The 14,917-nt window shown below is 40.4% G+C and carries 9 protein-coding genes; 4 read left to right on the top strand and 5 right to left on the bottom strand.

What is annotated here, in order from left to right; translation table 11 throughout:
- Positions 1 to 68: 68 nt before the first annotated feature.
- The 4 genes from M23134_RS26575 to M23134_RS38945 form a co-directional block, all read right to left on the bottom strand.
- On the bottom strand, positions 69 to 1,571 hold the full coding sequence (locus M23134_RS26575; protein WP_002701523.1) for an IMP dehydrogenase: 1,503 nt from the start codon (positions 1,569 to 1,571) through the stop codon (positions 69 to 71).
- A 221-nt stretch (positions 1,572 to 1,792) separates the two neighbouring features.
- Positions 1,793 to 3,088, bottom strand: coding sequence for an MATE family efflux transporter (locus M23134_RS26570; protein ID WP_002701521.1), 1,296 nt, complete (start codon positions 3,086 to 3,088; stop codon positions 1,793 to 1,795).
- Positions 3,089 to 3,324: 236 nt separating this feature from the next.
- Entirely contained in the window at positions 3,325 to 3,900 is a 576-nt protein-coding gene (locus M23134_RS26565; protein WP_002701519.1) for an adenylate kinase family protein, read from the bottom strand.
- 119 nt (positions 3,901 to 4,019) lie between these two features.
- Positions 4,020 to 6,209 (bottom strand): WD40 repeat domain-containing protein, encoded by a 2,190-nt coding sequence (locus M23134_RS38945; protein ID WP_198145097.1) that lies wholly within the window; start codon positions 6,207 to 6,209, stop codon positions 4,020 to 4,022.
- A 544-nt stretch (positions 6,210 to 6,753) separates the two neighbouring features.
- Between M23134_RS38945 and M23134_RS26555 the strand changes: the two genes are divergently transcribed.
- From M23134_RS26555 to M23134_RS26540, 4 genes are all read left to right on the top strand, one after another.
- Complete coding sequence (locus tag M23134_RS26555) at positions 6,754 to 7,401, top strand: class I SAM-dependent methyltransferase (RefSeq protein ID WP_002701512.1); 648 nt, start codon at positions 6,754 to 6,756, stop codon at positions 7,399 to 7,401.
- A 563-nt stretch (positions 7,402 to 7,964) separates the two neighbouring features.
- A complete protein-coding gene (gene wecB / locus M23134_RS26550; RefSeq protein WP_002701511.1) occupies positions 7,965 to 9,092 on the top strand; it encodes a non-hydrolyzing UDP-N-acetylglucosamine 2-epimerase in 1,128 nt (375 codons plus the stop codon).
- The gene (wecC, locus tag M23134_RS26545; RefSeq protein WP_002701509.1) at positions 9,085 to 10,308 is read left to right on the top strand and encodes a UDP-N-acetyl-D-mannosamine dehydrogenase; all 1,224 of its coding nucleotides are present in this window, start codon (positions 9,085 to 9,087) and stop codon (positions 10,306 to 10,308) included. Before wecB ends, wecC begins: the two co-directional genes overlap by 8 nt.
- Positions 10,309 to 10,739: 431 nt before the next feature.
- A complete protein-coding gene (locus M23134_RS26540) occupies positions 10,740 to 11,978 on the top strand; it encodes a glycosyltransferase (RefSeq protein WP_002701507.1) in 1,239 nt (412 codons plus the stop codon).
- Between the two features lie 268 nt (positions 11,979 to 12,246).
- Here the strand turns inward: M23134_RS26540 and M23134_RS26535 are convergent, their stop codons facing one another.
- Positions 12,247 to 14,778: a hypothetical protein gene (locus M23134_RS26535; protein ID WP_002701505.1), complete on the bottom strand. Its 2,532-nt coding sequence runs from the start codon at positions 14,776 to 14,778 to the stop codon at positions 12,247 to 12,249.
- Positions 14,779 to 14,917: the final 139 nt, after the last annotated feature.

The raw sequence follows: 14,917 nt of genomic DNA, 5'->3' as shown, positions 1-14,917 counted from the left end.
AGGGAGTTTGATACCTGCCAGGTTCTGAAAATCTGGCAGGTAAGGTGGCTTAGGCCTTTCAAACTTTATCAAGTAGCATTCGTTTTTTCGCTCTTCACTACTACATCGTGAGCGCCACCTTCTATAATGCTGGTAGACGATACCAACGTGATTTTGGCGTTGCGTTTCATTTCGTCCAGATTGGCACAACCACAGCTACACATGGTAGACTTGATTTTGGCAATGGTGCGATCCATATTATCTTTTAGTTTTCCGGCATAAGGCACGTAGCTGTCTACCCCCTCCTCAAACTTGAGTGAACTATTGCCCCCCGAATCGTAACGTTGCCAGTTACGCGCCCGGTTAGAGCCTTCTCCCCAATACTCTTTGAAGTAATTGCCTTCAATTTTCACCTTTTTGGTAGGGCTTTCGTCAAAACGAGCAAAGTATCTTCCCATCATAATAAAATCGGCACCCATAGCCATTGCCAATACCATGTGGTAGTCTTGCACGGTGCCCCCATCGGTACAAATAGGAATATATATGCCCGTTTTTTCAAAATATTCATCGCGTGCCTTCGCTACTTCAATCACTGATGTAGCCTGCCCACGTCCAATCCCTTTTTGCTCACGGGTAATACAAATAGACCCTCCGCCAATGCCCACCTTGATAAAGTCGGCTCCGGCATCTGCCAGGTAGTTAAACCCTTCTTTGTCTACAATATTTCCAGCACCTATTTTTACTGAGTCGCCAAAAGTATCTTTTACATAGCGAATGGTGTCATATTGCCATTCAGAGTACCCATCCGACGAGTCGATACACAATACATCGGCTCCAGCTTCGAGCAACTTAGGTACTCTTTCTTTGTAGTCTCTGGTATTGATACCAGCACCTACCAAAAACTTCTTATGGTCATCGAGCAACTCATAAGGGTGCAACTTGTGTGAGTCATAGTCTTTGCGAAACACAAAACTGTCCAGGTTGCCTTCTTTGTCGATAATAGGTAAGCTGTTCAGTTTTTTGTCCCAAATAATTTCGTTGGCTTCGGTAAGCGATACGCCCACTTGCCCCACAATCAATTTGTCAATAGGAGTCATGTAGTCGGCTATTTTGCCCTCACGTGGGGTTCTTTCCGGATGAAAGTCACGTCCAGTCACTACTCCCAACAGTTTGCCGTTAGAGCTTCCATCGATAGTGACACCAAAGGTTGAAAAACCGCTTTTTTCTTTCAAATCTACGGCATCCTGAATGGTAGAGTCAGGGGTAAGGTTGGCGCGGCTCTTAACAAAACCAGCTTTGTGTGATTTTACCCTTGAAATCATAGCAGCTTGCAACTCTATAGGCTGTGAACCAAATATAAACGATAAGCCCCCGTTTTTTGCCAAGGCTATGGCCAGGTTATCGTCTGATACCGCTTGCATAATAGCTGATACAAAAGGTATGTTGAGCTTAAGCGCGCTTTCTTCTCCTTTTTTAAATTTTACCAAAGGAGTAGACAAGTCGATATTGTCGGGAGTATGCTCTTTTTTTGTGAGTCCTGGAATGAGCAGGAACTCGTTGAATGTTCTTGAAATGTCGTTGATTATCGCCATATTTTAAATATTTTTCTTTGCCTAAGCGCTTTTTGTCGCCCACCCAAACATAATTTTGGGGGCAAAAACATGCTTTAAGATTGCATGTCACGATTTAACATGTACAAAGGTATAACTTTTTTGAATAACCTTAGGTATTTTTAAATTACGAGTGAGTGAATTACGAATTACAAATTGGCGCAAAGCAAGCCATTGACCGAACAAAGGCAAACGAAATAGAGCTAATATATACGAATGTACCGTTTGGCAAGCCAGGCAAGCCCAATGCCTCTGGTTGCCATAAACAAAGTAAAAGCAAACCACAAACCGTGGTTTTGCCACCAATATTGGGTGCTACAGTACACTGGCAAAAAGACCACAAAGGTAGCAATGATAGTAGTATTACGCATGGCCTTAGAAGCAGTAGCTCCTATATAAATACCATCCCAGATAAAACAAAAAGCATTGACCAAAGGCGCCAACACTACCCAAGGCATAAATTCACCTGCCAGCGCAATCACTTGGGTTTTGTCTGTCATTATTGCTAGTACAGCCTCACCTGCCACCCAATAAGTGAGCGAAAATACTCCTGCCAACCCAATGCCCCAGCGAAAAATATATCGGATACTCTTGTGTAACAGGGAACCATCTTTGGCTCCTATAGCTTTACCCACCAACGATTCTGCGGCAAAGGCAAATCCATCTACTCCATAAGCCATCAATGATAAAAACTGCATCAAAAGCGAATTAACCGCCAGCATTTGATCGCCGTACTTAGCCGACTCGGCATAAAAGAATGAAAAGGTAGAAATAAGTGCCAGTGTGCGTATAAAAATATCGTTGTTGACCTTAAAAAATATCCATAAGTCGGTTTTTTGAAAGGCCTTTTTCAGCACAATATATTTAAATAGTTTGCGGTAGCGCCAGGAAAAAATACCTATGGCTGCCAAAAAGCCCATGTACTGAGCAATGACAGTACCTAAGGCCACCCCTTCGGCTTTCATTCCCCAACGTACTACCAGTAAATAGTTGAGTCCAATATTGGCCACATTTACCAGTACGCTGATAAACAAAGGTGCTTTGGCGTTTTGCATACCCAAAAACCAACCATTGAAGGCGTACAAACCTAATGCGGCTGGAGCAGCATAAATGCGAATATAAAAGTAAGAGCGGGCAATGTGTTCTACTTCGTTGCTGCCTTGAATAAGCATAAAACTTACATGAGCAAGAGGTGCCTGCAACAACAAAATGATCAATGCTGCCAACATAGCTACCGCCAAGGCGCGTACCAGGGTCATGACGGATTCGTCAAGCCTGCGATTGCCCAAGGCCTGGGCGGTAAACCCAGTAGTACCCATACGCAAAAAACCTAACCCCCAGAATATGAAATTGAAGATCATACCACCCAAAGCTACAGCCCCAATATAAGCTTCAGACTCCAGGTGTCCCATCAGCATCAGGTCTACCATACTTAACAGTGGCACCGATACATTACTGATAATGTTGGGAATGGCAAGGTTGAGTATTTTTTTGTTCATTACTTTTTACTTTTTTTCACTTGTATGAAGGCTACCTGAAACAGGGCTAAATTTAGAACTTATATAGTTTATTGGTTAGGCACCTGATCATTCGAAACGATGAGGTTTTAAGCGACTTTGCTGATTAAAAACTTATCAAATCTTGACACTTACTGTAAACCTCATGACAAACCAAAAGCCCGACCCAGACATTGTCTGAATCGAGCTTTTTTAGATGAAAGTATTTAACAAAGTATTTAAGCTTTACTAGCCAAATGATTGGAAATAGTTTCAGTAATGCCTTTAATATCACCTAAACCATTGATGTTCAATACATTTACTTTACTTTTCAAATACTCAATGGCGGGCTTGGTTGACTCTTCAAAAACCTTGATACGTTTGAGATGAGTTTGCTCGTTTTTGTCGTCTTCCCGGTCAGAAGTCGCTGCCCGCTTTTTTGCTCGTTTGAGCAGTTCTTCAGTAGGTACTTCTATATTGAGCACATGGGTAATAGGCGTATTTTTTTCGCTTGCCAACTCCAGCAAGGTATCTACTTGTGGTTTAGTGCGGGGGTAACCGTCCAATATGATTCCGGCTTTGTTTAAGTTTTCATCTATAACATTGCCAAAAAGATTTTTCATTACCTCATCGGGCACCAATTCGCCCCGGTCGGCATACTCGCTCATAAGCTTGCCTACTTCAGTTTTATTTTCCTTTTCTTCTCTTATTCGGTCTCCTGTTGACACGTGAGCAAGGTTGAAGGTATCTTTCAAAAACTGACACTGGGTACCTTTGCCTGAATAGGGAGGACCGGTAATAATGATAATATCCATAGTTGTGTGATATGTGATTCAAATGAATGGGTTAAAACTAATAATGCTATCACCCGAATGATGAATTAGCCTGCCCAAAAATACATAGGCTTATCAGGGGCAAAGTTAAATGAACAAATTTATTGTAACAATTGTTTTAATACCTTGAGAGACTTGACCTTAGATTTTTTGCTCAAGTCAAAAACATATTTTTTATTCTTTATTATTTGTTGTACAGGTATCTTACTGAAGTCTTTGCGACCAAGTGTAGCCACCCGATCGTCGGGTAAGATAGCCAAAATCTGGTTACGTTCGCCAGGATTAAACCTGAAGTTACGCCACTCATATTTACCAAACTTAGTGACTACCTTATCATTTTTGCCGCTTATAAGATAAATAGTGGCATTGTTCAACTTTTTGCCATCTACTTTAAACTGAGCTCTCATTGTAATCGTGTTTTTATCACGTATGGGACGGGCAAAGCTATAATAACCACACCTATTTACTTTAATGGTTTTGCCTGTTACAACCACCTCCTCAGTGCTTTTTTGTATAGGGGTAGTCACAACATCAGTATTGCTGGTGTCACCTCTTTCTACACTGGCGGTTTCCTGAGTGGTAGCAGGTAAGATCTTAATGGTGGTTTGAAAAACCTTTTGGTTATTCGACAATTCCAGTTGATAAGGCGTGTTAGCCGCCAGATCGGGTTTAGTCCACAGTTTGGCAGTATTATCTTTCGACGCTGTAAGAATGTAGCGTCCATTAGGTGAAAAAACTGCATAAGAAAAAGGACTGTTTTCACTCTTTAGGGTAGATACTTTAGTACCTTGTACATCCCAAAGTTTGGCAGTGTTATCTTCTGACGCTGTCAGAATATATTGTCCATTAGGCGAAAATGTAGCCGCATATACCGCCTTGCGATGTCCTTTCAGGCGGTGTAATTGCCTGCCTGTAAATGACCAAATACGTGCTGTACGATCTGCTGACGCTGTTACTATTTTAGAGCCATTGGGTGAAAACCTTGCTGAAAAAATAGCCCGGCGATGACGTTTGAGGTCACGAATGATCTTACCATCCAAGGACCACACCTTGGCTGTTTTATCTGCTGAGGCAGTCAATACATACTTGCCATTGGGCGAAAACTCAGTAGAATATACTGCTTTGCGGTGTCCTGTCAGGGTTTTGAGCAACTTTCCATCAAATGACCATATTTTCGCGGTACCATCTTCCGACCCCGTAATGACTTTTTTCCCATCGGGCGAAAAGCTTGCTGAATAAACACTGTTTGTGTGTCCACTCAGGGTATGTAGTAACTGTCCACGGGTAGACCATATTTTGGCTGTATTGTCGCCCGAAGCCGTCACAATGTATTGGTTGTTCTTAGAAAAAACTGCAGTTCTGATAAAATCTTTGTGTCCACGTAATGTGGCAATCAAACGACCAGTAACCGACCAAACCTTCGCTGTTTTATCGCTTGATGCTGTTACCAGATAACTGCCATTGGGCGAAAAAACTGCCGTAGCTACTGCCTTTTGGTGACCTTTGAGCACTACATTGGGAGCAAATAAGGCTTGTACCAACTCCATTCTGTCCCAGGTTTCATTCAATACCCATTGATTAGCCTCAGTAGTAGGGTTTTGTGCCTCGTTTTTTCCGGCAAATGCCCAGCGGGTGTTTCTATACTTTGCCAATTCGGGCGAAGCTGACAGGTTAAGCTTTAACTTAAAACTTTCTTTTTTGCGGATATTTGTTGTAGGGGTAGTATCGGTACGATTAGCCGGGGGGGTTCCTCCAGGGCTGGCAACGCCTTGATGTACCAACACCCAACGGCGTTTGTCATTTTCTGATTGGGCGTATGCCTGCGATATAAAAGGGTTATGCAACAGCGAACTACTTTTGCCACCGCCTTCTTCCAAATAATACAGGTTTTGCCCAGCAGCTACTTCTTTGGGTAGCTTTACTTCTATGGTTTTATTTTTTGCCAAATATACTTGTTTACCATTACTTTTGGCTCGTACTTCTATCACTCCTTCAGTTTCAAACTGTTGTTTTTTATCATTGGCATAGTTGGTAGGAATACCACTTGCAACAATCTCAGAGGCATTTTTTAATTCACGGTACTCGATATTTACCTTTCCTTTTACAGTAGCACCACTGGCGTCTACAAAAGCATTGACTGGTACTTTGATATTAGTGCCGTTTTTAAACGATACGTTTTCTTCTTTCGAAACATCTACTCCAGCGGAAGCATAGCTTACATCAAAGCTTTTAAAAGTTGCTTTGCTGGGTGCCTGACTGCTTTGGGTGGTACATACTTGTATAAAAAACACGAGTATATTTATTATTACCACTTTTTTTAACATTTTCATCATTCAAGTTCAATTAAGTGAGAGATTGTTAGTATATGGCACCAGTGCTTTGGGTATTAATTCTTTTTTATACAATGCTCTAGCACATTGTTTCAAAGTTTTTATTCATTGTTACCTAAGGTCTACTCAAACAATACCTTCAACCTGCGCTTATGCTACAAACATAGGGTAGGTAAGCCTATTTTTGTCTGTAGATAAACAAATATAAAAAAATACCAGAGCAAGCTTCAATATTTTCAGGTATTCCTTCTTATTCTTCCTACGTGAAAACAGCACATAAAAAATATATCGTAAGTACTTTTGTCTGAGTAATTGGCAATACAAGGGATAATAAAAACAAAGGAGGGTGCCTTGTTTCTTGGAAATGTCTCATTGGCAAGTATATATTGCCAATAGCCTGACCTGATACAAATGAAGAAAATAAATTTTAATCTATTATGTACATTTTTTAGATAAATTAATGTTTCTAAATTTGCGTTTTGTTTTTCTATACAAAAATATTTAGATGCGAGGATTAAAAAATATAGTTTGGAAGTTGCTGAATTTTATTGGCGTTGGTGGGGCTATCAATTTACACTTACAAAGTGGTTTGAAAGACGATGGTTGGTTTGTAAGTTACCACAAAAAACAATCTGTAGACAAAAACTCCAAGCCTATTCCTTGGCTAAATTATCCTTTCATTAAATTTCTTGAGACCAGACTTAACAAAGATATGGACATATTTGAGTTTGGTTGTGGGAACTCTACAATATGGTATGCCCAGCGGGTAAAAAGGGTTACATCGGTAGAACATCATGAAGGTTGGTTTAATCAAATTAAAGCACAAATACCTCAAAATGCTCAACTAATGCTCAAGAAACTGGAAGATGACGACAGCTACGAAAAAAGCGTCAGGACATCTGGCGATAAGTACCAGGTAATTATTGTAGATGGTCGCAAAAGAAATGAGTCCATCAAAGAATCGCTTCACTCTATTGCCGATAATGGGATAATCATACTTGACAACTCTGAAAGAGATAATTATACATCTGGAAAAATGACTTTAACAGCCAATGGTTTTAAGGAAATTGCTTTTTGGGGCATAGCTCCCTCTGCTGCGCATAACACTTGTACTTCTCTGTTTTATAGACCAAACAACTGTTTCAATATTTAACTCTACTCAATATAATGGCTCATACAACTGCACCTATTGTAGTTGTTGCTTATTTATTAAAGGCTAATTTGGCTGCTAAATGCAATCTTCATATTTTTTCTGATAGCAAAAGGCATAAGTCCCAAATTTGATTCAGGGAAGCGAAAACAGTGCTTTACTTATGTAGTATCCAGAGTGCTATTTATCAAGCTAAATCCAGCAGTATCAACATAAGAATATTGTCTCAATACAAGCAAAACATGTTTGAAACACCCTCTGTTTTAAATTTAAATATTACTCACCTGGCTATGCTTATACAAATTGACCGCAATAGTGTAATCTACAGTCTTTGTTTATATATTTGCGCATTCTTAACCACAATACTCCACAGTTTTTTCAACAAGGTAGTCATTCAAACCAAATTCTATCTTGAACTGATGTATTGAGACCCACTACACGGGATTTATAAATATGGCAACTATAAGCCAAAGCTCTGTAAAACAGAGCCTTAAGACTTTTGGGTTTGCCAGTGCTGTAGACTAATCATTGTGGATTATTGTGATAACTTTTCAGGATCTTTTTTAATGAAAGTATTATTTATTTTTGGAACACGACCTGAGGCAATCAAAATGGCTCCTCTGATTCATGAGTTTAAAAAGCATACTGCCATCAACACTAAGATATGCATTACTGCCCAGCACCGGGAAATGTTGGATCAGGTACTTGAGTTTTTTAATATTACACCTGACTACGACCTCAACCTGATGTCACCCAATCAAACACTATTTGATATTACTGCCAAAGCCCTCAAAGGACTGGAAGGTGTGTTAGACACCGAAAAACCAGATTTAGTGTTTGTACAAGGCGATACTACCACTTGTTTTGTTGGAGCCCTGGCAGCTTTTTATAAAAAAATAAAAGTTGCCCACATAGAAGCTGGGCTTCGAAGCTTTAACAAATACTCTCCCTTTCCGGAAGAAATAAATCGGGGGCTTACCGGCAAAATAGCTGATTATCACTTTGCACCTACTGCCAAAGCAAAAAATAACTTGGAGACAGAAGGGTATAAAGACAATATTTTTGTGGTAGGCAATACCGTAACGGACGCTTTGTTTCTGGGTTTGGATATTTTAAAAAATACCCCCTCACCCCAGCATTCCGCACTTTTTTCGCACATTAATTTCGATAAAAGGGTTATACTGGTAACCGGACACCGACGCGAAAGTTTTGGCAAGCCTTTTCAGAACTTAACCAATGCCATACTGGAAATTGCCCAGGGGCATCCTGACGTAGAAATAGTATACCCAGTACACCTCAACCCCAACGTGAGAAGTGTAGTAAATCAAACACTTTCTGGAGTTAAAAATATTCACCTGACCGAACCCCTCAACTACGCCGATTTGATATGGCTCTTGAACCAGTCGTACATGGTGCTGACCGATTCAGGGGGTATTCAGGAAGAAGCTCCTGCCTTGGGCAAGCCAGTGCTGGTGATGCGCGACGTAACCGAAAGGGTAGAAGGTATAGAAGCAGGTACCGCCAAACTGGTAGGCACCAATCGCGAGGTAATTGTGACAGAAACTCAAAAACTTTTGTCAGATGCAAGTCATTATCAGACAATGTCTCAGGCAGTAAATCCTTATGGAGACGGCACAACCAGCAAACAAGTGCTCGACATTTTATTAACAGTAGAAGAGAATATTAATGGATAAAAGCGTACAAGTAACCATGATGGGGCTGGGCTATATTGGTTTGCCTACTGCCGCACTTATTGCCAGCCGAAAAATACAGGTAACAGGTGTCGACATTAACGCACAGGTAATAGAAACAGTAAACAAAGGTGAAATACATATTATAGAACCCGACTTAGAGGGTTTAGTAAAGTATACAGTAGAAAAGGGCTACCTGAAAGCCAGCACTAAAGCCACCCCGGCAGATGTTTACCTTATTGCAGTGCCTACTCCTTTTAAGGACAATCATGTGCCCGATTTGTCTTATATAAAAGCAGTGATCGAAAATATCACTCCTTTGCTCAAAGAAGGTGATCTTGTAATTATAGAATCAACCAGCCCAGTAGGTACTACCGAAAAAATGTTTGAATTTATTAAGGCAAAACGCCCTGAACTTGCCAGTAAAATCTATTTTGCCTATTGCCCAGAAAGGGTACTGCCAGGTAAAATCATTTATGAACTGGAAAGAAACGACCGAGTAATTGGGGGAATAAATGAAGAATCAACCCTCAAGGCCTGCAAGTTTTACCAGTTGTTTGTAAAAGGTACTCTGCACAGAACAAATGCCCGTACCGCCGAAATGTGCAAACTGGTAGAAAACTCTTCGCGTGATGTAAATATTGCTTTCGCCAATGAGTTATCAATGATTTGCGAACAAGCTCAAATTAATGTTTGGGAGCTTATAGAGCTTGCAAATCGCCACCCAAGGGTTAACATTTTGCAGCCTGGTCCGGGTGTGGGTGGGCATTGTATTGCGGTTGACCCTTGGTTTATTGTAAACGCTTACCCCAAAGAGGCCCAAATAATTGCTCAGGCACGAAACATTAATAATTATAAGACCGAATGGGTCATCGAAAAAATAAAAAATACAGCTTTGCAGTTCGAGCTTGATAATAAACATAAGCCTGTAATTGCCTGCATGGGTCTTGCTTTTAAGCCCAATATCGACGATTTGAGAGAATCGCCTGCCAAATACATTGCTGAAATGTTGCAGAACACCGAACCAGATATTCTGTTAGTAGAACCCAATATAGAAACCTTGGCAAAGGGCAAAACGCTTACCTCGACAAGCACTGCTATGCAAAAAGCCGATATTATTGTGTTTTTAGTAGCTCACCAAAAGTTTAATTTTTTAAAAGAACAGTTGTCTGAATCAAAGGCTTTGGTACTGGATTTTTGTGGGTTTCTTCATAACTAATCCCCTTGCAGGACTCATTATCCATATATATAATGAAAGCCATAAAATATTTTGTCTGGATGTGCTGTGTTTCTATGGTAGTACATAACAGTTGCTCAACCATCTTTTATTGCCTTGGCAACTGTCTAGTCCATTAGGAATTAAATAAGTTGCCTATTAATTTGGATGAATTAACTACGTTGAGCTCGCGAAAAGCTTGGTTTTGTTTTCTGACGAGTCGTGAAAATGGCGGATAGTTCGCTTTTTGAATTCCGATGCATATCGGAACCTTAGCTATCTAACTTTTTTACGAGGAAGTCAGGGGCAAAAGCTCACAGTCCCCCGAGAACAAGCTCGGAGCTGTGAGCCGAACTTGATTCGGGGACGCCAAATAATATGTGAGTAACTTAGTGCCTAATGCACTAGGTACATAAATTAATTTTAATCTTTTTATGAAAGTATTATTCCTGTTTGGAGGGCTGCCTCATTATTACAATAAAATACTAAACAAGCTCAACGATATACCTGAACTGGAAATATCTGTAATAGTCCCCAAAAAAGACGGGCAAAGCTTGGGCAAAGGAGTATATGAAACTAACAAAGGCATCAACTTTAAAGTCATTCGTCTGAAAGAATACAAAGCTTTTTACAAGAAACCGTTTTTTAAAGACATCAAGCAAACTATTAAAGAAGAACAGCCCCAAGCTATAGTGATTGGCTGGCCTTACTTTTTGGGCTTTTTGTTCAGTCCTGCTTTGCGAAAGCTGCTCAAAAAACAAAATATAAAGCTTATTCATAAGGACATTCCTTATAAAATGCCTAAATACCAGGATACCATCAAGTATTATGCATCAGGCAAGGGCTTTGTAGACGAAAACCTGGAAGATGATCAGAAAAAAACCTCCGGGCTGTTGTTTTATATCAAGTTTAAGTTTTTGGCATACTTACGCAAAAAATATTTCAACTGGGTAGATGCTCATGTAGATTATATAGAAGAAGCTTACGAAATATTCGAAAGCTACGGGGTACCAAAAGAACGTATCCATATTATTTACAATTCGCCCGATACCGACTATATTCTGAACGTAAGAGAACAGTTGCTCAAAGAACCTCCGTTGCTTGCTCCTAACCCTTACCGTCTTATTCATGTAGGGCGCTTGGTTAAATGGAAAAAGGTACACTTGCTTGTGGAAGCAGTAAGGCGTTTAAAACCTGAGTTTTCTGAAATAGAACTGGTAATAGTGGGAGGTGGTCCCGAAGAAGACAACCTAAAAGCTCAGGTAAAAGAAGCCGGGCTTGAGGCAAATACTACCTTTACGGGACCTATTCATGAAACCAAAGAGCTAGGCAGGTACCTGCTCGACTCCAGTGTATATGTGCTGGCGGGGGTGGGTGGCTTAAGTATCAACGATGCCATGTGTTTTGATAAGGCAGTGATTTGCTCAGAATGCGATGGTACCGAGAAAAAGCTTTTAAGAGAAGACTACAATGGTAGATTTTTCGAAAACGACAATGTAGATGACCTTACCCAGCAAATCCGGATATTGCTTTCCGACCCAGACAAAATTAAGGTGATGGGGCAAAACTCGCTGGGCATTATACAAAATGAAATTAATGTACACACGGTAATTAAGGGCTATGTTGATGCTTTTAAGTTTGTAAACAAAGGCACACTGATTACAGAAGGCTAACCCATTGTAAATTAAAGATGTTTACTTTTTTATTGGGAGTAAATAAAGCTGAGCTTATATTCCAACATAACCGGGATTTAATTGCAGGGTGCACCGTCTTATTTGGGCTTCGCTCTGCACAATTTTGCTTTACCTTAGCCACAGTAAAAGAAGCTAAAAGTATTTGGCAAACTTAATTGATGGTATAGTGAGTGCATTGGGTCAAGTATATATTAAAAAAGGGTGTATCACAAATTTGTGATACACCCTTTTTATATGAGTATTAGCTCTACTCTGGCTTCGATTCAGTCTTTTGTTTCTTAAAATACAAACCAATTGCCCCTGCTATGCCCAGTAGCAGCAATATAGATGAAATTAAAGCAATGCTTTCGCTTATGGCAAGAGTTTTAGAAATAAAACGAAACTCTATTGTATGCTTACCTGCTGGTACTACCAACGCCCTGAGCACATAGTTTACCCTAAGGTGTGACACAGGCTTGCCATCGATATAGGCGACCCAACGCGCTCCATTGTCATAAAAAATCTCAGAAAAAACCGCCAACTGTTTGCTGCCCACATTGGCTTCATATTTCATTACATCAGGGGCATAAGACAAAAGTTTGATGGTAGCATTATTATCAGGTTTGATGGTAAGCCCTTGTACTTCTTTAGCATATTTAGGATTGATAAAAGCTATTTTCTTAGGGTCAAACTTGGTAAGCAAAGCCAATTCTTCATCTGAACTATTGACTACTTTGTAGCTATCTACAAACCAGGCATGCCCCATTGCATTGGTGTTTTCAAACACTTTGCCCCCATTGTCTACCAAAAACCTCATATTTAACATGCTCAATATTGACACGTTGTTGCTATCGTTGGGGTTGTGTTGCCTTAACTTACCTTGGGTCGTTCTCAACATATAAGTAGAAGTCATGTTGCGGGTAAAGTGGGCGTCAGCAAGCTCTTGGTAGCGGCGCAATTTGGCACCATGATATCCCCCAATAGACTTGTGATGGAAAGAAGTGGTAGCATCATTCATTGGGCTTTTGGCAGTATTTAGCACTCGGTAATGTGGATCTTTTTGCGCTTTTTGCAAAATTTCAAGGTCGTAAGGCTGAGGCTTTTTGGCAGCTTCTGCATTGCGTGGTTTTTTAAAACTTTTAGTGTTCAAATAACGCTTGTTTACCCCCCATAAGTCAACCAATATAAGCAAAGTAACCGCTACCAAAGCATATTCTTTTTTAATTTTCTCGGTAAAAAATGCCCACAAGACTCCTGCGGCTAATAAAATAAATATCAATGAGCGCAACGCATCGGCTTTTAGCAAACTAGCACGGTCGGCTTGCAGCGCACTAAGCAAATCCATAGCAAACCCTTTGCTTCCGGTCATTTTTTCAAGTTGTTCCAGGTATTTTTGATCTCCAGCAGCCTCAAAGCTGAATAAGCCACCACCTAACAACGCAAAAACAGCTGCCAGCCCTCCTACAATAGCTACACTATAACCCAATGGCTTGATCAGGTCTTTGCCCTTGAATTCTCCGTTGAATATGTCTTTTAACCCCAAAGCAATGCCCCACACCATAAAAATATTGATCAAAGAGAAGAGCATATTTACTGCCCTGAACTTATTATAAAGCGGCACATTATAAAAGAAGAAGTCATTAAACCAGGTCAAGTTGCGCCCCCATGATAGAAGCAATAAAAACACAACAATGCCTAATAACCACCACTTAAAGCTGTTTTTGGCAACAATAAGACTAAAAACAAATAAGAAACAGATAATGGCACCATAATAGGCAGGCCCTGAAGTAAATGGCATGTCGCCCCAGTACAAGGGTTGTTGTTTTACAAACTGCTCTGCCTGTCTGCCTTGTACCCCTCTTCGGGTGAGGGTTTCATACATATTAGATTTTTTGCTCAGTTCTCCGCCCGATGCTCCACCATAAAAGTTGGGCACCAACACAGTAAAACTTTCCATTTTGCCATAGCTCCACTGAAAGGCGTATTTTATATCAAGTCCCCCTCCCTTGGTTTGGTCGTTAGTGGTCAGTTCTGACGGACCACGAATGGTTTGCTTGGAGTACTCGTAATTGGGCACTAGCAAAGAAGCATTAGAACCAAAGGCAATGCCTCCGGCAATTAATAATACCAACGCGCCTATCATAAATTCTTTGACCTGCTTGGCTTGAAAGGCTCTTATGAACTCATACAGACTTATAATAAGCAAAATAATGAATATATAGTAGGTAATTTGCACGTGGTTACTGTATAGCTCCAACCCAGCAAACAACGCGGTCAATACCCCTCCTAACAAGTACTTACCCCTAAAGGTGATGATCACTGAGGCAATCAATGGAAAACCATACGATTGAGCCACAAGTTTGGACACGTGCCCAGCGTCTATATTAATAAAGTTATAAGAAGCAAACACAATTCCTATGGCCCCTAACACGCCTATCCATCGATCGAAGCCCAAGATGAGAAATGCCAAAAAAGAGGTGACCAATAACATAAACACTGTATTGATAGTGAAAGGCATTAAACTATAGTGCAGTGCACGCCCCAACCAAAGAGGTAAGCTATTAGGACGCTCAGAGTATACCATATTTGCAGGCATTCCACTAAACATGCTATTTGTCCAAAGCCCCACTTTACCCGTTTTTGTTTTGTAGTCTCTCAGTTCTTTAGATGCTCCCTGAGCTTGCAGCACATCATTTTGAGGCAGCTTTTCTCCTGATAACTCCGGATAATTATAAATGGCACTTAGGATAAAAAAGAAAAAGATAATGGCTAAGTCTGGTAATATTTTTTTGATGCTCATCGGAGACTATGCTATGTTTGTTGAATTAGAATACAAAGGTAAAACCACATTATGCATTTTCTGTTGCAACTCTATGGTAAACAAACCTATACCCGCTTTATGCTAAACCAAAGGGGAGCAAGGTTCAGAACTCACTCAT

This window comes from Microscilla marina ATCC 23134, from assembly GCF_000169175.1.
Classification (GTDB): Bacteria; Bacteroidota; Bacteroidia; order Cytophagales; family Microscillaceae; genus Microscilla; species Microscilla marina.
This window is presented reverse-complemented; position numbering and strand designations above follow the sequence as displayed.